This window comes from Bacillus sp. SJS (genome assembly GCF_000732485.2).
In the GTDB taxonomy this organism is placed as follows: Bacteria; Bacillota; Bacilli; order Bacillales; family Bacillaceae; genus Metabacillus_B; species Metabacillus_B sediminis.
This window is the reverse complement of sequence record NZ_JAQV02000024.1, coordinates 110,658-129,983: the sequence shown is the minus strand read 5'-3', so window position 1 is coordinate 129,983 and position 19,326 is coordinate 110,658. Positions and strand designations below refer to the sequence as shown.

The 19,326-nt window shown below is 42.7% G+C and carries 19 protein-coding genes and 1 tRNA gene; 14 read left to right on the top strand and 6 right to left on the bottom strand.

The genetic code is table 11. The features are described 5' to 3' along the window. The first annotated feature begins 135 nt into the window (after nucleotides 1-135). The 4 genes from ggt (at nucleotide 136) to AS29_RS15110 (ending at nucleotide 5,294) form a co-directional block, all read left to right on the top strand. The gene (gene ggt, locus AS29_RS15125) at nucleotides 136-1,884 is read left to right on the top strand and encodes a gamma-glutamyltransferase (RefSeq protein WP_051860724.1); all 1,749 of its coding nucleotides are present in this window, start codon (nucleotides 136-138) and stop codon (nucleotides 1,882-1,884) included. 582 nt (nucleotides 1,885-2,466) lie between these two features. Further along, nucleotides 2,467-3,909 carry an alpha/beta hydrolase gene (locus AS29_RS15120; RefSeq protein WP_442854538.1) on the top strand — a complete coding sequence of 481 codons (1,443 nt, stop codon included), beginning with the start codon at nucleotides 2,467-2,469 and terminating at the stop codon, nucleotides 3,907-3,909. A gap of 151 nt (nucleotides 3,910-4,060) precedes the next feature. Continuing rightward, nucleotides 4,061-4,672: a class I SAM-dependent methyltransferase gene (locus AS29_RS15115; RefSeq protein ID WP_035409350.1), complete on the top strand. Its 612-nt coding sequence runs from the start codon at nucleotides 4,061-4,063 to the stop codon at nucleotides 4,670-4,672. Nucleotides 4,673-4,805: 133 nt separating this feature from the next. Then, nucleotides 4,806-5,294, top strand: a complete 489-nt coding sequence (locus AS29_RS15110; protein ID WP_035409119.1) for a DinB family protein — start codon at nucleotides 4,806-4,808, stop codon at nucleotides 5,292-5,294. Between the two features lie 82 nt (nucleotides 5,295-5,376). Here the strand turns inward: AS29_RS15110 and AS29_RS15105 are convergent, their stop codons facing one another. From AS29_RS15105 to AS29_RS15090, 4 genes are read right to left on the bottom strand one after another with little or no spacing between them, the layout of a single operon-like run. Then, nucleotides 5,377-6,078 carry an ABC transporter permease gene (locus tag AS29_RS15105; protein ID WP_035409118.1) on the bottom strand — a complete coding sequence of 234 codons (702 nt, stop codon included), beginning with the start codon at nucleotides 6,076-6,078 and terminating at the stop codon, nucleotides 5,377-5,379. Nucleotides 6,079-6,095: 17 nt separating this feature from the next. Next, a complete protein-coding gene (locus AS29_RS15100) occupies nucleotides 6,096-7,010 on the bottom strand; it encodes an osmoprotectant ABC transporter substrate-binding protein (RefSeq protein ID WP_082883880.1) in 915 nt (304 codons plus the stop codon). A gap of 19 nt (nucleotides 7,011-7,029) precedes the next feature. Further along, on the bottom strand, nucleotides 7,030-7,683 hold the full coding sequence (locus AS29_RS15095) for an ABC transporter permease (RefSeq protein WP_035409113.1): 654 nt from the start codon (nucleotides 7,681-7,683) through the stop codon (nucleotides 7,030-7,032). A gap of 18 nt (nucleotides 7,684-7,701) precedes the next feature. Further along, nucleotides 7,702-8,844 (bottom strand): betaine/proline/choline family ABC transporter ATP-binding protein, encoded by a 1,143-nt coding sequence (locus AS29_RS15090; protein ID WP_035409111.1) that lies wholly within the window; start codon nucleotides 8,842-8,844, stop codon nucleotides 7,702-7,704. Nucleotides 8,845-9,210: 366 nt separating this feature from the next. Between AS29_RS15090 and AS29_RS15085 the strand changes: the two genes are divergently transcribed. Further along, the gene (locus tag AS29_RS15085; protein WP_035409110.1) at nucleotides 9,211-9,762 is read left to right on the top strand and encodes a GbsR/MarR family transcriptional regulator; all 552 of its coding nucleotides are present in this window, start codon (nucleotides 9,211-9,213) and stop codon (nucleotides 9,760-9,762) included. 94 nt (nucleotides 9,763-9,856) lie between these two features. Here the strand turns inward: AS29_RS15085 and AS29_RS15080 are convergent. Then, nucleotides 9,857-9,930: transfer RNA gene (locus AS29_RS15080), tRNA-Arg, on the bottom strand. Between the two features lie 118 nt (nucleotides 9,931-10,048). On the opposite strand from AS29_RS15080, the gene AS29_RS15075 reads away from it, so the two are divergent. From AS29_RS15075 to AS29_RS15040, 8 genes are all read left to right on the top strand, one after another. Further along, nucleotides 10,049-10,675: a metal-dependent hydrolase gene (locus AS29_RS15075; RefSeq protein WP_035409108.1), complete on the top strand. Its 627-nt coding sequence runs from the start codon at nucleotides 10,049-10,051 to the stop codon at nucleotides 10,673-10,675. 14 nt (nucleotides 10,676-10,689) lie between these two features. Continuing rightward, nucleotides 10,690-11,133 (top strand): GNAT family N-acetyltransferase, encoded by a 444-nt coding sequence (locus AS29_RS15070; RefSeq protein ID WP_035409106.1) that lies wholly within the window; start codon nucleotides 10,690-10,692, stop codon nucleotides 11,131-11,133. A gap of 210 nt (nucleotides 11,134-11,343) precedes the next feature. Next, nucleotides 11,344-11,988 (top strand): hypothetical protein, encoded by a 645-nt coding sequence (locus AS29_RS15065; protein WP_051860723.1) that lies wholly within the window; start codon nucleotides 11,344-11,346, stop codon nucleotides 11,986-11,988. Nucleotides 11,989-12,086: 98 nt separating this feature from the next. Continuing rightward, nucleotides 12,087-12,431, top strand: a complete 345-nt coding sequence (locus AS29_RS15060) for a hypothetical protein (RefSeq protein ID WP_035409104.1) — start codon at nucleotides 12,087-12,089, stop codon at nucleotides 12,429-12,431. Nucleotides 12,432-12,631: 200 nt separating this feature from the next. Beyond that, nucleotides 12,632-13,360, top strand: a complete 729-nt coding sequence (locus tag AS29_RS15055) for an amino acid ABC transporter ATP-binding protein (protein ID WP_035409102.1) — start codon at nucleotides 12,632-12,634, stop codon at nucleotides 13,358-13,360. 19 nt (nucleotides 13,361-13,379) lie between these two features. After that, nucleotides 13,380-14,183 carry a transporter substrate-binding domain-containing protein gene (locus AS29_RS15050; protein WP_035409100.1) on the top strand — a complete coding sequence of 268 codons (804 nt, stop codon included), beginning with the start codon at nucleotides 13,380-13,382 and terminating at the stop codon, nucleotides 14,181-14,183. 61 nt (nucleotides 14,184-14,244) lie between these two features. Continuing rightward, nucleotides 14,245-14,898 (top strand): amino acid ABC transporter permease, encoded by a 654-nt coding sequence (locus AS29_RS15045; RefSeq protein WP_035409098.1) that lies wholly within the window; start codon nucleotides 14,245-14,247, stop codon nucleotides 14,896-14,898. Nucleotides 14,899-14,912: 14 nt separating this feature from the next. Then, the gene (locus AS29_RS15040; protein ID WP_082883873.1) at nucleotides 14,913-15,626 is read left to right on the top strand and encodes an amino acid ABC transporter permease; all 714 of its coding nucleotides are present in this window, start codon (nucleotides 14,913-14,915) and stop codon (nucleotides 15,624-15,626) included. Nucleotides 15,627-15,896: 270 nt separating this feature from the next. Here AS29_RS15040 and AS29_RS15035 read toward each other — a convergent pair whose 3' ends face one another. Next, a complete protein-coding gene (locus tag AS29_RS15035; RefSeq protein WP_051860745.1) occupies nucleotides 15,897-16,673 on the bottom strand; it encodes an MBL fold metallo-hydrolase in 777 nt (258 codons plus the stop codon). 498 nt (nucleotides 16,674-17,171) lie between these two features. Here AS29_RS15035 and AS29_RS15030 point away from each other — a divergent pair, with 498 nt between their 5' ends. Beyond that, complete coding sequence (locus AS29_RS15030; RefSeq protein ID WP_035409094.1) at nucleotides 17,172-19,301, top strand: YhgE/Pip domain-containing protein; 2,130 nt, start codon at nucleotides 17,172-17,174, stop codon at nucleotides 19,299-19,301. The last annotated feature ends 25 nt before the right edge of the window (nucleotides 19,302-19,326 follow it).

Below are 19,326 nucleotides of genomic sequence, written 5' to 3'. Positions count from 1 at the left end.
ATCAATGGCATAATAGGGCTTAAATCAATCAGGATAAAAACTCACAAAATTCAGAATAAAATGACTTTTGATTTGAATTCTCTCATTTTTCCCCATAAGGTTAAAAGGTAACTATGGACTAAGGGAGGAAAAAAGATGGGAAATATTTTTAAAAAGAGTGTAGCCCTTTTCATTAGTTTAGGCGTTTTTATTGGGGCATGTCCTTTCATGGCTGAGGCAGCGCCTGGATCGAAGCATCAAAAAACCAGCCAGGTTGATACAGGCAGCAAAGGAATGGTATCTGCCGCTACTCCTCAGGCTTCTCAAATTGGAGCGGATGTATTAAAAGATGGAGGAAATGCGGTAGATGCTGCTGTCGCCATTCAATTTGCCCTCAATACGACCGAACCGATGATGTCGGGAATCGGCGGAGGCGGCTTCATGATGGTGTATGATGCAAAGACAAAGAAGACTTCCATTGTAGACAGCAGAGAACGGGCTCCAGCAGGGGCAAAGCCGGATATGTTTTTGGACAAGAACGGCAGCCCCATTCCTTTTGCTGAAAGGCATACACATGGGAATGCGGTGGGAGTGCCGGGAACACTGAAAGGCCTCGAAGCTGCATTAGACAGATGGGGAACAAGGCCGATGAAAAAGCTCATCGCTCCTTCCGTGAAGCTTGCTGAGAAGGGCTTCCCAATCGACTCTGTTTTAGCAAAAGCCATCATCGATAATAAAGACAAGCTTCAGAAAACAGCAGCCGGAAGGGTATTTGTACCAAACGGCAGACCGCTTAAAGAAGGGGAAAAACTGAAGCAGAAAGACTTGGCGAAAACATTTAAACTGATTCAGAAAAATGGATCAGCTGCATTATATAAAGGGAAAATAGCAAGCGCTTTATCGGAAGAGGTTCAAAAGCGCGGAGGATCACTTAATGAAAAAGATTTAAAAAAGTACGGCATTACCTGGGACAAGCCAATCTGGGGTGAGTACCAGGGCTATCAGATTGCAAGTATGCCGCCTCCAAGCTCAGGCGGAATTTTTCTTCTGCAAATGCTTGAAACGCTAGATGGGTTTGATTTATCTCAATACCCTCAAAAATCATGGCAAAAATATCACCTTCTTGCAGAGGCTATGCATTTATCCTATGCAGACAGGGCCGTCTATGCAGGGGATCCGGAGTTTGTCAAAGTTCCTGCCAAAGGCTTGCTGGATCCTAAATACATCTCCGAAAGGCAGAAACAGATCTCATTAGACAAAGTAAATTCATCTCCAAAAGCGGGAGATCCTTGGAAATATGAAAATGGACAGGCAAATTACGATCAGCAGCCAAAGCAGGATAAAAAAGCAGTGGGACAGACCACCCACTTTACCGTAGCGGACCGGTGGGGAAATGTAGTTTCCTATACAACAACGATTGAACAAGTTTTCGGCTCAGGGATTATGGTGCCGGGCTATGGATTTATGCTGAATAATGAGCTGACGGACTTTGATGCAGTTCCTGGAGGCGCAAACGAAGTTCAGCCAAATAAGCGTCCATTGAGCAGCATGAGCCCGACCATCGTATTCAAGGATGGAAAGCCGGCGCTGTCTGTTGGCTCCCCGGGAGGACCGACCATCATTACCTCTGTGCTTCAAACCATTATTAACAAACTGGAATATGGGATGGAGCTTAAGGCGGCAGTAGAGGAGCCGAGAATTTACACAAACAGCGTTACATCCTACAGTCAGGAGAATGGAGTCCCAAAAGAGATCCTTGAAAAACTTAACGGAATGGGACATAAATTCATTAAGCCTTCTGAAGAGATTGGAAATGTACAAAGCATTGAGATCAATGGACCTGAAGGAAGGTATAAAGGAGTCGCGGATTCGAGCAGGAATGGGGCGGCGATTGGGGTAGATTGATGGAGGAAGATGGATTTTTCAAAGCTGCCTCGTAATTTAAAATTGGATTGGTTTTGCCAAAAGCTGAAGAGGCGTGTGTTTGTATAGAACGGGCAAATTTTTGTCGATAGCGGGCAGATTTGTGTCGATAACGGGCAAACTCGTGTCGATAACGGGCAATCACGTGTCGATTACAGCCAACTCGACTAAATGCGACAATATCATCCTTTAATCTGCTGCTCCAGCAGGACAATTAGCAAAATCCATAATTTTGAAAGAAGTTATGTAATAGCCAAAACCCTCGGTATGCTTAAATGAAGCATCCCGGTGGTTTCTTTTTTTTCAATCCACTCAGCAGGACTTAGTTTAAGACGACCGATCTGTTCCTTTAAGAAGATGCTGTCAAATTCTCATGATTTTCAGTTCTAAATATAAGTGCCAAATGCCCATGCGCAAGTAAATAATTGGATATAGAATGAAAAGAAAATCGTAATTCTGTCAGGAGGAAGCTGGTTGAAAAAGAAAATGGCAGCGCTTACTTTGGTGTCTTCTTTAGTCTTTACTGCTGGTCCTGTAATAAATGTGAATGCTGTTGCTCAAACAATGGAAGAACAAGCGTTGGTAAAAGGTGCAGTGAATGTATCGGAAACCTATTTTGACGGGAAAAACAGCAGCTGGCTGACTACAAAGAATCCAAAGCAGTATGAGCAGGCTGTTTTGTATGGAAATCTTGGACTGGCCCCGTACAATTGGGGAAGTGCTGCAGGCGGAACGGGATGGCATCAAATGTATAAGCCAGCAGAAGTCACGGGTACTCAGGTAACGGGAATGTTTGATGACGCTAAATTTGTTATCCGTGTACCGGACCATTGGAATGGAAAACTGGTGACGGCAGGAATTCCAGCCACACGGAATGAAACGTCCACTGATTTGCTGTTTAGTGATTATGTTCTGGAAAAAGGGTACGCTTTTGCCGCCATTGATAAAGGGACGCAGGGAGAGATCGATTCGGCTGATCCTTTTGCAAAGGTCAAAAATGCGCTGGTCAATGAAGATGACAGTGTGGCTGAATGGCATGTGCGTTTCAGGCAGGTAACGAAGGCGGCTCAAAAATATTTGGCAGACAACTATCCGGACAAGCTCATCAAAGCCAGTGATAAAAAAAATCCTGCGAGTAAATTGATTAAAAAAGATCATAAAGTGCCTACATATGCCATCGGGATTTCAAATGGAGGATATGTTGTCAGGTATGCACTTGAGAATGACGGACCTGAAAAAACCGGAGAGCCCCGTCTTTTTGACGGCGGAGTCGATTGGGAAGGCGTTTTATGGACGGCAAAGGAACCGAATCTGATCAGTTCGCTGACAACGGTGGTAAACAATGCGGATGAGGCACTTTACGGGCAGGGTGAATTGAAGGAAAAAGCAATGAGGCAAATGTATAAAGCAGGTCTGCCTAAAGGCTCTGAAAAGCTTTGGACTTATCATGACCAGGTTTATTGGTTTGTGTCGCTGAATATATACCGTGACCATTTTGACTCGAGTGCACCTGGCAGAATTAATTGGAGAAACTATTTGAACTTTACGGCAGAAGGGAAACGGGACCGCAGCTATGATTATATTTTCGAAGACTATGATTACAGCAGCCGTAAGAAAGAGGTTAAGAAAAACATCAGCAAAATTGCCAACACAGGAGATATTGAAGTGCCTCTAATCAGTTTTACAGGTTCGCTTGATTCCCTCATTTTCCCGGATATTCATGCAAAAGGCTATGAGAAGATGGTAAGATGGCAGGACAAAGAAAAATTCCATCGCCTTTATACCATTGAAGGCGGCAATCACGTAGACAGCCTGGTTTGGAACAAGCAAACGGATCCAGAGCAAAAACTGCAGCCATTATTGCCGTATGCGCATCAATCCTTTGATTTGCTGATAGATTGGGTGGAAAATAAGAAAAACGCCCCTTCAAGCAGAACCATTCCATTGCCAAAAGACCCGGTCAAGGTGATTGATTTGAAAACAGGGAAGGAAACTGATCCCCGTTAATAATAGATGACAACAGCCTGGATGGAGAAAGAATCCAGGCTGTTATTTGTTGCTGGGATAAGGTGCTTAGTTTTGTTATGCGGAAATATTGTGTAGTATAGTTGTATCGCAGAAAAGAGAAGGTAAATTGGCTGCAGAAAGAAGGGACTACATGGAAGAAGAGTACGAGCAGCTTATGAATATCCGGACAGGGATTCATTTAGAAGATATAAAGCAGAAAATGAATGTCCATTACAATCCCTATGAACCGACGCCGTACGCTGCTCTGGACATATTATTTCAGCAATATAAACTGGATAGCAGTGACCAAATCGTAGACTTTGGGTGCGGGAAAGGACGGCTTGCTTTTTACATCCATTACTTTTTTCATGCAGCTGTGACGGGTGTTGAAATGAGTGAGGCGCTCTACAATGAAGCCGTTGAAAATAAAGACTATTACGTGGAACAGGTTCCTGATGGGGAAGAGCAGATTCAATTCTGCTGCTGCCTGGCAGAAGAGTATGACATTCATCCGCTCGATAACCGCTTTTATTTTTTTAATCCATTTTCCATCCAGGTATTTTATAAAATCATTCGAAATATATTGCTCTCCATGGAGCAGTCAGGTAGAGATGTAGAACTGGTATTATATTATCCTTCAGAAGAGTACATTATGTTTCTGGAAAACCAGACAATTTTTGAGTTAAAAGAAGAAATTCAGCTGCCTGGTTTGTATGAGAATAATCCCTCGGAGAAATTTTTGGTTTATTGGGTTCCATATTAGATTGTGGTGAAACCAGGTTTCCACTCAAACCTGAGAAGGATTAAACAACATTAATAATCCTCCAGTAAATAGAGGTTTATTAATCCCTTTTACTGAAGTAGTCTTTATATCTTTGTTATAGGCGGGTGTTGTGATGCTGCACCAAGAATATGAGTGGGTCCGGCAAACCAGAAAAATTTTATTGGATTACTGCAGAGAAATAAACCATGTTCATCTTAATCAATTAAATGGTTTCGGTTGGCAGAGTATAAGAGACACATTTGTACATACAGCAGATTGCTACGTGGCATGGCTTGGATCATTTGTTTTATTGAAGACTAAAAAACCACTTACACCTAAGGAAGAATTATATCATTATGGTATAGAAGAAATCACGCTTCGATTTGAGCAAGTGGATAAAATTGTAATGGAGTTATTAGAGCATCATGGTCATAACTTGAATGTGCAAATTGAGAGTGAGATTCCTTGGAGAGAAGCTTCTGAACGAATTTCGATTACTCCTGGAAAACTGCTGGCGCACGCCATTACGCACGAGTTTCATCACAAAGGGCAAATAGCAGCGATGCTCCGGGAGATGGGGTATGAACCTCCTAATACAGATATTTTAGGAACAGATGATTAAATTTTGTTTTTTGGTAAGGGAAAGGATAGCACAGGAAAGGCTTGGAATCATCCAAGCCTTTCTACTGTGCTGTTTATGCCAATTATGAAGTACGGACTTCTGAAGTGGCAGTTTTTTCTGAACCGCTGCTCCATATCTTTTTCTTTTTAGCCGGTGAAAGAACCTTTTCAAGCCAGCCTAAAAGCAAGTCAGCCAGAACAGCCATCAAAGCTGTCGGTATGGCTCCAGCCAATATAATCGCCGTCCCGTTTGTAGCATTTGTTCCGCGCACTATGATGTCACCCAGTCCGCCTGCGCCTACAAATGTTCCGATGGCGGTGATCCCGATTGCGATAACCAGTGCAGTACGAAGTCCTGCCATGATGACCGATAGCGAGAGCGGCAATTCGACCATCGTCAGAATCTGAAGCTTTGTCATCCCCATTGCTTTACCAGATTCTAAATATGCATTTTCGATGCTCACAATCCCGGTATATGTATTCCGGATGATCGGGAGAAGCGAATAGAAGAATAATGATAGAATGACTGTATTGACTCCAAGCCCCATTACAAGCATTAGGACAGCAAGCATGGCAAGGGCCGGAATCGTTTGAATGACATTTGTTATGGAAAAAATCCACTTGCTGAGCTTTCGATATCGGGCAATGAAAATCCCGGTGGGAATCCCAACAATGGCTGCGAAAAATACCCCGTAGGCAGACATGAGGAAGTGACGGTAAAATTCATGGAGCACATAGGCTCCATTCTGGGAATAATACGTCCAAAGCTGCTCCAGCACATTCATGTAAAACACCTCCAATTTCACTCGAAATAATGGTTCTTCTTAAGAAATTCCTCCGCTACAACAGATGGTTCTTTTAAATTTCCATCCACTTCATAGTTCAGTTCCTGCATCGTCTCTGTATCAATCTTGCCAATCAGCTTGTTCACGATCCCTTCAAGCTCTGGATGTTCTTTCAGCACCTTTTTTGGTATGACAGGAGAACAGTCGTAAGGAGGGAAATAGTTTTTATCATCCTCTAAAATTTTCAGGTTATAGGCTTTAATTCTTCCATCAGTAGAGAAGGCGAGAACGATGTCCATTTTTTTGTTTTTAACGGCATCATAGACTAGACCTATTTGCATAGGATAGGTTTGTCCAAACTCGATGCCATATGTTTCAACAAATCCCTGGTAGCCATCACCTTTTCTCTTCAGCCACGCGTTATCCACTCCAAGCTTATAGCTGTCCGCATCTTTCGTTAAATCGGATACCTTTTCCAGATTATTCTCTGCGGCCAGCTTATCCGTGACCGTAAAGGCATATGTATTATCGAAACCAAAAGAGTCAAACCATTTGTATTCGAACCGCTTGTCGAATTCATCCTGTACAACTTTTAAAGCTTTTTCAGGATCTTTAATGGCATCCATTCCAAGTGTGCTTGTCAGATCAGTTCCTGAATACCGTGTAGCAGATATATCCACATCCCCTGACAGCATAGCTTGATGCTGTACATAATTGGATCCCAGATTTTTAATCAGCTCTGTATCTAAATCCGTATTTCGCTGAATTAATTGTGCAATCATGTTTGCAAGAATCTCAGATTCCGTGAGGTTTTGAGATCCGATTTTAATAGTTGTGTCCGAAGCTCCGCTTAAGCCGGGAAGGGAGCAGCCGGTTAAGATGATGGAGAAGGATAATAAAATGACCGTTATTACTCTTTTAGCTTTATTCATTTTCAAGACTGCCGCCTCCTCATGCAACTTCCTTCATCCCTTTGATTCCCTTAGGTGTTACTTTATCTTCGGTAATGGAAAGGATGTAATCAATGACTACAGCGAGTATCGTTACAGGCACCGCTCCGCCGATAATAAACTCAGGCTGATACAAGTTCAAACCTATGAATATATAATCTCCAAGTCCGCCGCCGCCAATGAAGGATGCGAGTGTAGCCCAGCCAATCAGGTAAACGGTAGATGTCCGGATTCCAGCCATAATAATAGGAATGGACAATGGAATTTCAACGTACCTGATTTGTTCCCATACCGTCATGCCTACCCCTTTTCCAGACTCTAAAAGGTTCTTGTTCACCCCGCGGACACCCGTATAAGTATTACGCAGGATCGGCAGGACGGAATAGAAAAACAGAGCCGCGATGGCTGGGACTTTACCTATGCCGAGCAACGGAATAAAAAAGGCAAGGATTGCGAGGCTGGGCAATGTCTGAATAATATTTACAAAACCGATAATTACGCCTGCGCCTTTTTTCATTCTTGTCAGTGCAACGCCCATCGGGACAGCAACGATGATGCCGAATAGGACGGCAATTAATGAAATGTAGAGATGCTCCCATGTTTTATAAAGCATTTCTACTCCGTTTGTTTGCAGAAATTCAATGATTCCGTTCATGCGGAAGCCTCCTTTCTATTAAGATGAAACAACCTGAATTTCCTCGTCACCCCAAATGGAATCATACACAATATCCACCAGGCTCGCTCTGGTCACAATGCCGACCAGGCGCTTATTTTCATCGACAACAGGGACATATTTCATCCCTCTTTTTAGGATTTTTCTCACCGTGTCCCGAACCAGTGTATCTTTTTGAACAGTAAATACTTCAGTGTTAAGGACATCGCCAACGAAGGTTGCTGTCTTTCGGTTAAAGTCAATGGATTCAACGTCTATGTATCCTTTTAAAACACCGTTTTCTCCAACTACCAGCAGGGAATCTACGCGATGCTGCCTCATAATTTGAATGGCATCAGAGAGTGTTTTGTCCGTCGTAACCGTAATCGGATTCGGATTCATCAGCTGTTCGACACGCTCAAGGTTCGGGCGTGCTTGAAGCAAACGTTCTTTTCCTATAAATTCTTCAACAAATTCATTCGCTGGATTTCTTAAAATTTCATCAGGCGAACCAACCTGTACAATTTCTCCATCGCGAAGGATCACAATCCTGTCAGCGAGCTTAATCGCTTCATCCATGTCATGGGTGACAAAAACAATGGTTTTATGCAAGGTCTTCTGAAGCTTCTTAAATTCTTCCTGAAGAGCATCACGAGTAATTGGATCAAGCGCTCCGAAAGGTTCATCCATAAGGATCAATGGAGGATCAGCTGCAAGTGCCCGCAGCACGCCGATCCGCTGCTGCTGCCCTCCGCTCAGTTCGTGAGGGTAGCGGTCTAAATATTCAGGTCCCATATCAACAAGCTTAAGAAGTTCTTCGGCCCGGGCTCGTTTTTTGTCTTCCGGCCATTTTAACAATTTTGGCACAAGGACGATATTCTGCTGAATCGTCATATGCGGGAATAATCCAATCTGCTGAATCACGTAACCGATTTCACGTCTGAGCTTAACAGGATCTTTATCCAAAATGTTTTCGCCTTCAATAAAAATGCTTCCTTTTGAAGGTTCGATCATTCGGTTAATCATTTTCATCGTCGTCGTTTTACCGCAGCCGCTTGGTCCGATAAAGCAGATGAATTCGCCTTTTTCAATTTCAAGGTTTATTTCTTTTACCGCATGTTTTCCGCCTTTGTAGATTTTTGATAGATTAGTTAGTTTTAGCAAATGCCTGCACCTCCGTTTAGTAAATCTGTTGTCTTTTTTGATCTGTTGAAAATGTTTTTGGATTTAACCCTGCACCGTTTATGTTTCTAGAGAGAAATAGCTTTAAAGAGAAAGAAGATTTTAAGTATAATGAAACCTATTATAGAGTAAACTTTGTAAAATATAAAGTTTATGAACTTTACGTACAATTTTTAATGCATGATATTGGCGGGTATAGGGTATAAGGTTTATACCCATACATAGGAAAAACTAATCATAATTTCTCGTTTTTTCGGCAAAATTCTAAATTTTTCAGTAATGTTATATGAGATGAAAATATGGTATTTTAAAAAATGAGTTCGTATTTGGATGAAGGGAAGAAGGATAATGAACGAGAGGGCCCTGAATAAAATTAAACACACTGAGGATCAGTTCATTGAAAGAACTGCTGAAAATATGGCTGCTTTTGGAGTATCCGGAACAGTTGGAAGAGTCTTAGGCATTATTTATCTGAATAAGGAACCATTAACATTAGATGAGCTATCCCAGGCTACCGGTATGAGCAAAACGCGAATGAGCCAGGTTGTGAGGGAAATGCTTGATTTGAATATTGCTGAAAAAGTTTTTGAAAAGGGTGCACGCCGGGATAAATATAATGTGGAGCAGGATCATTATCAGACATTTATCTCTTTGTTTTCCGCCAACTGGAGTAAAATTGTCAGCAGAAATAAAATAACGGAGAAAAAAATCCGCAGAGAATTGCTGGAGGCCTTAGAGGAAGAAGGTCTTACGGAAGAGATTGAAGCCAGGCTGAACCTGCTTTTGACTGAGACGAAACGCTGGCTTGAATATTATCATTGGATGGATTCTCTAATTGAATTTTTTGAAAGCGAAGAGATCTTTAAACATGTCCCAAAGCCGCAAAGTGATAAAGACTGACTAATCTTGCCGGAGCCAATGAACGGATAAAGATTCTGGCAGCAAAAAAGCCTGGCATCCCTTGTACAAGGGATGCCAGGCTTTTTTTGTTAGACGTCCCAGGCGAGATTCGAACTCACGGCCTACAGCTTAGGAGGCTGTCGCTCTATCCTGCTGAGCTACTGGGACACAGAACAATAGTATAATCCAAATTCTCTAGAAGGTCAAAGAAAAAGCTATAGATGCGAGCGTATGTTTGCTATAATGATTGAGGAACTACATAACAGCTAGAATAGGCGGAATGATGATGAGGGGAAGTTCACATGCTTTTATAGGCGGCGCAGCTGGAATGGCTGTCGCGTATACGCAGCACGCAGATCCAATGACTGCTGCATCTTTAATAGGGATTGGGGTGCTATCCGGACTTGTACCTGATTTGGATGTAAACGGAAAGCTTTCAAACACCATTACCTCGAGGAAATGGATTTACGGGCTGCTGGCTCTAATTGGGATTCTCCTGGCAAGTGATAGTGCGTTTACAGAAAGAGGAACAGAACAATGGATCGGAATGATGATTGGTGCAGGTTTAATTGCTCTCCCAAGAATTTTTATGAAAAAGAGAACCATTCTTTTAATGACGGGCATTGTTATAGCGGGTGCCGGTATTGTCATGAATGAAATCTGGATCATCATGATGGGCCTCTATATTTCAGCTGCTTCCCGCCAGCCGCATCGGGGCATTACGCATTCGCTGGTCGGTCTTGGTTACTTCTGTGTTATTGGTTATTACCTGGAGCAGGATTTGCAGGTTCCCGGTGTTTTCTATGCATGTGCAGCAGGATATGCCAGTCATTTGATCGCTGCCTTGAAAGTCCTGCCGGTGAACCGGAAAGGGGTCAAGTGGTTTCAGCCTTTTTCCAAAAAAGAATTTTAATGAGGTGACAGCCAGTGGGATGGGTAATAAAACGATTTAATGAACTGACGACCCAGGAACTTTATTCGATTTTAAAAGAGAGAACGCAGGTGTTTGTAGTAGAACAGAACTGTCCTTATCTTGAGGCGGACGGAAAAGATTTGCATTCCTGCCACCTATATTATGAAATAAACGGAACGATTGCAGCTTACGCAAGACTGCTTCCACCTGGTATTTCTTTCGAAGAAGCATCCATTGGACGTGTATTGGTGAAAGCAGAATACAGAGGACAAGGTTTAGCTGCGCAATTAATGAATCATGCATTGGAATTCATCGGAAAAGTTCATACAGGATCCTCCGTTAAGATACAGGCACAGGAGTACTTGAGAAACTTTTACGGATCCTTTGGATTTGAAGCTGTGACAGATACCTATTTGGAGGATGGGATTCCCCATCTTGATATGATTCTGAGAAAATGAGAATTAGTTTGATAAAACGGATACGGATTTTCTTCATCCAAGAATTTGTCTGGCCAGCTATTTACTTTTGAATTTAATTGTTACATAAATGAAACCTTATGCTGCGATGTTTCGACAAATTCAATGAAAGTTCTTCAATGATTTTCCTCTATTTCATTATTTTATGGTAACATTATCAATGGAATTTTAACTTGGGAGGTATTATCCATCATGTTCAAGCAGATCATTACATTAGCAGCAGCCATCATGCTTGTTTTCGCTGCAGGCTGCCAATCACAGGGAGCAAGCGAGAAAAGAGCTGTACCAGCCGCAGAGAATGAACAAGAACCTGCGCAAAATGATGTAACAGAAGAACCGGCTAAAGAGGAAAAACCAGATCAGGAAACGACGCCAGAAGAACCGGCTCCTGAACAGGAAGAGCCATCAGCACCGGCGGACGGGGATACAGCTGCTGAGACGAAAGAGCCCGCACAGGATGAACCTGCAGAGGAACCTGCTCAAGAAGAGGATACACATTACGTTTCTCCTTTCGAAATGAGAGATGAAATTTCTATTGGTTTAACAAAAGAAGAAGCCGAGGACGTTCTGCAAAACACACAGCCGGTTGAAGTGACAACTGAAGACGGCAAAGCGCTTCGCTACGATTACATGCCGCAGGATGGATATAAATCAGCTGCTGCAGATCCGGATGTAGAAGCTATTAAAGCAGGCAAACTTGAATCGCAAATCTTCATTTACTATACTCCCGAAAATACGGTGGAACGTTTCCGCATCTATCATAAAACTGATGATGGGAAAGCAATTGAATACCGTGATGAGGGCAATGGAGAAGGAACAGAAACCATTCTGAATTAATAGAAGCCGCAAATCCATTTGGATTTGCGGCTTTTTTGGACATGTTTTAGTCTTCATCTGAATAGATTAATAAAAAAGACAGTGGGAGAGATCCTCTTATGAGCCTGAAAAAGAGCTTTTGGCCGGCAGTGATGGCGGTTTGCATCATCGGAGCTTCTGTTTATATGAGCTCCTGGGATGTCAGGAATGAAGAGACTCATAGTCCGGTTATGCTTAGCGGGGAAGAGACTATTTCCGTTCAAGGCAAGGCTGCCGGAGCAGCAGAAGATCCGTATGATTTGGAAAACAAGCTTGTAGGAACGAAGCAGGTCATGGATGATGGGATTGCCTATAAAGTGGAAACGTATCAGGAATTTGAAATCTTTAAAAGTGAAGATGGAAGCACAGTTAAAGAGATTCCAACCGCCAATTTTAATTATTTAAGATATCGTGTCGAGAAGTAGGACTTTGCATAATCTGCAAGTCTTTTTTTTAGGGAGATTTTCTTACAGTTTATACAAAAAAATAAGAATTTTGTCAGTTAAGGCAGGAAAATAGGAAATTTAATGGAATTATTATTACTCAAGTCAGAAAATTCATATTTTTTGGGAGCAGCAGGCTTAAAACCTGAGCCGCATACATACAAGCATAAGGGGGTGCAGGATTGATTTCTTTTCGAAAGGTTAATAAGCATTTTGGAGATTTCCAAGTACTGACCGATATCAATCTTGAGGTCGCTGAAGGAGAGGTCGTCGTCGTCGTCGGGCCTTCCGGTTCTGGCAAAAGCACGATGCTCAGGTGCATCAACCGTCTGGAAACTATTACAGATGGCGAGCTGGTTGTGAACAAGGAGCCTGTTCATGACAAGAAGGTCAAAATCAATGAGCTTCGGAAAAACATCGGGATGGTGTTTCAGCACTTCAATCTTTACCCTCATCGGACTGTTTTGGAAAACATTACGCTCGCTCCAAGAAAAGCACTCAGGGTTTCCGATGAAGAGGCGAAGAAAACAGCGATGTATTATTTGGAAAAGGTCGGGATTCCTGACAAGGCTGACTCTTACCCTGCTCAGTTGTCGGGGGGACAGCAGCAGCGGGTAGCGATTGCCAGAGGTCTTGCGATGAAGCCGAACATTATGCTATTTGATGAACCGACTTCCGCGTTGGATCCGGAGATGATCGGCGAAGTGCTGGATGTCATGAAGACACTCGCCAAGGATGGCATGACGATGGTCGTGGTTACCCATGAAATGGGCTTTGCCCGAGAAGTAGCCAACCGGATTGTATTTATGGACCATGGACACATTTTGGTTGATAGCGAGCCGGATGAGTTTTTTACTAATCCGAAAGAAGAACGGGCAAAAGTGTTTCTAAGCAGGATTTTAAATCATTAATACACAGGGGGAATGCTGGATGAAAAAACAGGCTAGATGGTTTCTTAGCGCACTGCTGATTGTTGTACTTGCACTTGCTGCGGGGTGCGGGAGCAGCGGCTCATCAGGATCGGAAAAGAAAAATACACTTGAAGCAATTAAAGACCGTGGAAAACTCGTCGTCGGAGTGAAATACGATACGAACCTGTTCGGATATAAGGATGCGGCAAGCGGAAAGGTTGAAGGGTTCGATATTGATGTAGCAAAAGCTTTGGCGAAAAAAATTCTTGGAGATGAAAGCAAGATTGAGCTAAAAGAGGTTACATCGAAAACGCGTGTGCAAATGCTTCAAAATGGCGACATTGACGCGATCATTGCGACGATGACGATTACGGAAGACCGTAAAAAAGAAGTGAACTTCTCAGATGTGTATTTTGAAGCAGGACAGTCTCTTCTTGTAAAAAAAGGCAGTGATATTAAGAGTGTAGAAGATTTGAAAGGCAAAAAGGTTTTAGCTGTTAAAGGGTCTACTTCTGTAGCGAATGTTAAAGAGAAAGCTCCTGATGCAGAGGTTCTTGAATTTGAGAACTATGCAGAAGCGTTCACCGCATTGAAATCGGGTCAGGGAGATACGCTGACTACAGATAACTCCATTCTTTACGGAATGGCTGCACAGGATTCCAATTATGAATTGGCAGGCGAACCATTCACAGATGAGCCTTATGGAATCGCAATTGTTAAGGGTGACGATGAGTTCACGACGTATGTTAATGACTTCCTTAAGGAACTTAAGGACAGCGGAGAGTATGACAAAATCAAGCAAAAATGGATCAAAGAAGAATAGGAGTTTAAGCGTGATGGGTGGGCTTCCTGCTCATCCATCTTCTGCTTGAAAGGAGACCTTCATGCTCGACTTCACCATACTAATCGATAATTTGGATGTATATTTGCAAGGCTTCGGAAATACGGTTAAGACAAGTGTGATCGCTCTTATCTGCAGTTTTATTCTCGGGGTCATCATTGCCGTTATGAGAATATCTCCAATGAAGGTCTTAAGTGCTGCGGGAACGGCTTACGTCGAATTTGTCCGGAACATTCCGCTGATTTTAATTGCTTTTTTCTTTTTCTACGGTTTGCCTGGCCTTGGATTTAAACTGAATGGCTACCAATCCGGGACGGTGGCGCTGACGATTTATACAGCTGCTTTTATAGCGGAAGCTGTTAGAGCTGGAATCCAGTCCGTTTCAAAGGGACAAATGGAAGCGGCAAGGTCATCAGGGCTTACTTATATTCAGGCGATGAGGTATGTCATTTTGCCGCAGGCAATCAAAATTGTTATTCCGCCCCTTGGAAATCAATTTATTAATCTCGTCAAAAATTCCTCCATACTTGGAGTGATAACAGGACTGGATTTAATGTACTTCGGAGATTCGGTTGCATCGAAAACGTACGTGATTTTTGATACGTATATTTTTGTCGCGATGTTCTATCTCGTACTGACAATCCCGCTGAGTATTTTTGTCGGATACCTGGAACGCCGGCTTGCGGTTAGCGGATAAGGAGGGAGCAACTTATGGATTTTATCGGAGCCTATTCAATCGGAAACATAAACTATTTGCTCGCAGGCCTTCTCAACACACTGCTCATGGCCTTGATTGCAATCATATTCAGCTTTATAATCGGCAGCGTGCTCGGCATCCTGAGATATGCTAAAATTCCAGTTGTTTCTCAGCTCGTTATTGTTTGGGTTGAAACGATACGGAATCTGCCGCTGCTGCTCATTATTTTCTTTACGTATTTTGCGCTGCCGGAAGTGGGAATTAAGCTTGATGTTATTGTTGCGGCGATCGTTGCTTTAATTGTTTTTGAATCAGCCATGCTGGCGGAAATTGTCAGAAGCGGATTGAATTCAATTGAAAAAGGGCAAATTGAAGCATCAAGGGCTTCGGGTTTAAGCTGGATGCAAACCATGTGGCATATCATTCTTCCTCAAGCACTGAGAAGAATGGTTCCCCCTATTGTGAGCCAGTTCATTTCTCTGTTAAAGGATACGTCTCTTGCGGTGGTCATAGCCATGCCAGAGCTTCTCCATAACGCTCAGATTATTAATGGGAAAAATGTGAACTACTTGATTCCAATTTTCCTTCTTACAGCCCTATTGTATTTTGCCGTTAATTACACCTTATCCATTGTGGCAAGGAGACTGGAAAATAAAGAGCGGTCAAGTAAAAAGACAACTGGAAAAACAATTCTTCGTCAAGATAAAGCTGGCGGGGAAGCGGTATAGGGTCAAAAAGGGGCTGCGTCTTTTCATTTTTTACAATGCTTATTTAAACTCGCCCAGCTTAAAGAAGGTGTTTGCAAATAGGTGCAGGCAGGTCAAGTGATCCAGGCTGCCATGCAGGGGACTCAACTGTCCCGCTGCTGGTAGCTTTAATCTGCAATGGTGAAAGGTTTATGATCCTTATTTCATAATAAAAACCCGGAAAATCCTTTCCGGGTTTTTATATATGATTTACTTGGCAAATCTTTTTAATAAGCCTTTTCCGTCATGATTTTATTGTTTTTCGGGTACTGCTTTTTCGTCAAAATTCAGAGCAAGATCCAGAAGGCCATCTGCAAGATCTGTTCCTCTCATTGGTCTTCCATGACCAGTTATGGCAACTGATGGCTTTATGTTTTCCAGATTACGTACAGAGTCCTTTGCTTTTTTCCATTGAAAAGTAAAATACTGAGGGGGTCCGCTTACTTCCTGATCTTGGATCATGACGTGATAAAGAGATTCCTGTTTGACCGTAACGAATGCATCGCCTGCAATCAAAACGCGGTCTTCCTCACGGAAAAGGGAAATGTGTCCGCGTGTATGACCAGGCGTGTGAATCCAGCGCCAGCCTCTTAAAAGAGGAATCGTTCCATCCGAAGGAAGTTCTTTTGCATAATTTTCAAGATTGATTGCTTTGTTGGGGTAATATGGAGACAATTTGGCCATCAATCCTTTAGGAAGCGGATTTCCTTCAGGATAATCTTCTTTTCCGGTTAAATAAGGGATTTCAAAAGGGTGGGCATAAACGGGAATATTCCAATGCTCAACCAACTCGATAATCGCTCCAACATGATCAAAATGTCCGTGTGTCAGGATGATCCCTTTAGGTTTCACGCCCTCCGGAAGATGATTTTCAGTAAATTCAATGATGGTTTCAGAGGATCCTGTCATACCAGCATCAACAAGGAACCATGTATCATTTACAAACTGGTCATTAATGAGGCAAACGTTCACAATTTGTATCGTTTTGCAAAAAACTCCCGGTGCGGCTTCTTCTTCATGGCCGCTCATGACGGAAACAGCGGGAATATGTTTATAGTCTTTACCGTATTGCAAGTAAGATCAGCTCCTTTGCTTTTCTTATTATGCTTATTACCGGGTTTGTCCATGTATAAAAAAACCGGCACGAAATGCGTCCGGTACTAAAATTTTTTCGTTCTTTCTTTATGAAGTTCGTCAAGTTTGGCCTCTATGCGGTCAAGCTGTTTTTTGGAGCGCGAATTGGATTGGAAAAACCGCACGAAAATCGCTCCTGCGAAAAATAATAGGCCGAAACTAAAAATCTGAAACAATAGATCCCCTAAATTAAAATGCATGTCTCCACCCCTTTTCCTTAGTATACACACTGGATACTAAGACAAAAAGAGAGCAGGGAACTTTTCATTGCTGCCCTCTGCAATTCCTGTTTTGCAATGGATAATAAAAAGTTATGAAAGATTATGGCTATTTGCGCATTCATCACCCGTTATCCGGCAAACTAACCGTATTCTAACTGCGGCGGTGAATAAGATGAAAGCAATTTTTTCTATTTACGGGAATGACCTTAAACGAATTGCAGCCAACTGGGCAGCCCTGATTATGACTGCCGGACTTATCCTTCTTCCAAGCTTTTATGCCTGGTTCAATATTAAAGCATCATGGGATCCCTATGGACATACGGATCAAATCAAAGTAGCGGTAACAAATTTAGATGAAGGGTCAAATCTTCAAGGGAAGGGCGTGAACCTAGGAAAGGAGATTGTTTCAACTTTACGAAAAAACGACGCCTTTGATTGGCAGTTCGTAAACAGGAAAAAAGCGATAAATGGGGTTCAGCATGGTGATTATTATGCAAGGATGGAAATTCCTGAGGATTTTTCACGGAAAATCGGCACTGTCGTTTCTGACCGGCCAGTTCAGCCCGAAATTATCTATTCCGTGAACGAAAAGATCAATCCAATCGCTCCTAAAATTACTGGGAAAGGAGCAGAAACGATCATTGATCAGGTAAGCTCAAACTTTGTAAAGGAAGCGACGAAAGCTATTTTTGAAGAATTCAACAAGCTGGGGATCAAGCTCGAAGAAGAACTTCCAACCATTCAAAAGCTGGAATCGCTTATTTTTAAATTGGAGGGTGAATTTCCGGAGATTAAAAAAATCCTGAATACAGCAGCAGAAGACACGGATCAGTCACAGCGATTAGTGAATGAAGCGCAAAAACAGCTTCCTATCGCAGCAGGTCTGTCTTCAAAAGGAATGAAGGTTACAGAATCTGTTCAAGATGTTTTGAATAAAAGCGAGAAAGTTTTTCAAAACCTGCCGCAAGTGATGAAAAGTGATTTAGGCTTACTGCAGGATATTTTTACATCATTAGAAGGAACAGCAGATCAATGGGCAGATCCAAATCTCAATCCTGCAACACTGGAAAAGGCGGAAAAAAGACTTTCTGCAGCAGCGGGATTGTCAGGTGCACTCGCTGACGTTCTAACCAGGCTAAACGCGCAGGCGGAAACATCTCTCCTTGATGTACCAATTGAACGGTTAAAAGAGATTCAGTCAGAGAGCAGGCAGCAGGAGGATCTTTTGAAAAAGCTTTCCGCTGTTACAGATCAGGCGAAGAGAGAAAAGCAGGCAAAAGAGCTCAAAAACCGGTTAGCCGGTACTCGTGCAAAAGCGGGTGAAATGTTTAATACATTCGATTCGTCCATTCAGCCGAAAATTCAAGAAGCGTTAAATGAGGCCCAAAAATCTGCGGATCAGGCTGACTCCATTTTGTCTGAGATCAACAGCAGCATACCGGACGTTCAGAAGATATTGAATGATGCAGAGAAGGGTCTGGCGCGGGGCGGGAACAAAGTAGCGGAATTTCAGAAAGAGCTGCCGCTTCTTGAAAAGAAAATCGGAAAACTCGCAAGTGATATTCGAGCCTTTAAAGAGACAAATAATATCAATAGCCTCATTGAATTGCTCCAGAATAACGCAGAAAAGGAAAGCAGCTTTTTCTCTGAGCCCGTAAAACTAAAGCATGAGCGCATGTTTCCCATCCCGAATTACGGTTCAGCTCTGGCGCCATTTTATACCGTTCTTTCCTTATGGGTCGGCTGCGTTCTTCTCGTTTCCCTACTGTCAGTTGAAATACATGAAAATCGCCGCTACAGAAGCATGCACATTTACTTTGGCCGTTTTCTAACATTCTGGACAATTGGATTATTCCAGGCATTAATTGCTTCAGCGGGAAATGTGTATATACTCGGTGTATATGCGGTCCATCCTGGATGGCTGATCCTTTTTTCTCTATTGATCAGTACCATATTCATGCTGATCGTTTACTCCCTTGTTTCAGTTTTTGGAAATATTGGAAAGGCGTTCGCCATCATCATGCTTGTCCTGCAGCTTGCGGGATCAGGAGGGACATTTCCCATTCAGGTTACCCCGCCTTTCTTCCAGGCAATCAATCCTTTCCTTCCGTTCACTTACGCAATCAGTCTGCTTCGGGAGGCAATCGGAGGAATCTTATGGGACATCGTTAGAATGGATGCAGCCAGAATTATTCTATATGGCGCAGCAGCCATATTGTTCGGTGTATTCCTGAAAAAACCGATTAATAAAGCATCGGAGGGATTTAGAAGGAAATTGGCGGAGTCGAAATTGATTCATTAATCGGGCGGGGAAACGGCCAATTCAG

Excerpts from the sequence above, each read along its gene's own strand:
- ggt (WP_051860724.1), top strand. The coding sequence starts at position 136 with ATGGGAAATATTTTTAAAAAGAGTGTAGCCCTTTTCATTAGTTTAGGC.
- AS29_RS15120 (WP_442854538.1), top strand. The coding sequence starts at position 2,467 with ATGGAAGAACAAGCGTTGGTAAAAGGTGCAGTGAATGTATCGGAAACC.
- AS29_RS15115 (WP_035409350.1), top strand. The coding sequence starts at position 4,061 with ATGGAAGAAGAGTACGAGCAGCTTATGAATATCCGGACAGGGATTCAT.
- AS29_RS15110 (WP_035409119.1), top strand. The coding sequence starts at position 4,806 with ATGCTGCACCAAGAATATGAGTGGGTCCGGCAAACCAGAAAAATTTTA.
- AS29_RS15105 (WP_035409118.1), bottom strand. The coding sequence starts at position 6,078 with ATGAATGTGCTGGAGCAGCTTTGGACGTATTATTCCCAGAATGGAGCC.
- AS29_RS15100 (WP_082883880.1), bottom strand. The coding sequence starts at position 7,010 with ATGAATAAAGCTAAAAGAGTAATAACGGTCATTTTATTATCCTTCTCC.
- AS29_RS15095 (WP_035409113.1), bottom strand. The coding sequence starts at position 7,683 with ATGAACGGAATCATTGAATTTCTGCAAACAAACGGAGTAGAAATGCTT.
- AS29_RS15085 (WP_035409110.1), top strand. The coding sequence starts at position 9,211 with ATGAACGAGAGGGCCCTGAATAAAATTAAACACACTGAGGATCAGTTC.
- AS29_RS15075 (WP_035409108.1), top strand. The coding sequence starts at position 10,049 with ATGAGGGGAAGTTCACATGCTTTTATAGGCGGCGCAGCTGGAATGGCT.
- AS29_RS15065 (WP_051860723.1), top strand. The coding sequence starts at position 11,344 with ATGTTCAAGCAGATCATTACATTAGCAGCAGCCATCATGCTTGTTTTC.
- AS29_RS15060 (WP_035409104.1), top strand. The coding sequence starts at position 12,087 with ATGAGCCTGAAAAAGAGCTTTTGGCCGGCAGTGATGGCGGTTTGCATC.
- AS29_RS15050 (WP_035409100.1), top strand. The coding sequence starts at position 13,380 with ATGAAAAAACAGGCTAGATGGTTTCTTAGCGCACTGCTGATTGTTGTA.
- AS29_RS15045 (WP_035409098.1), top strand. The coding sequence starts at position 14,245 with ATGCTCGACTTCACCATACTAATCGATAATTTGGATGTATATTTGCAA.
- AS29_RS15040 (WP_082883873.1), top strand. The coding sequence starts at position 14,913 with ATGGATTTTATCGGAGCCTATTCAATCGGAAACATAAACTATTTGCTC.
- AS29_RS15035 (WP_051860745.1), bottom strand. The coding sequence starts at position 16,673 with ATGAGCGGCCATGAAGAAGAAGCCGCACCGGGAGTTTTTTGCAAAACG.
- AS29_RS15030 (WP_035409094.1), top strand. The coding sequence starts at position 17,172 with ATGAAAGCAATTTTTTCTATTTACGGGAATGACCTTAAACGAATTGCA.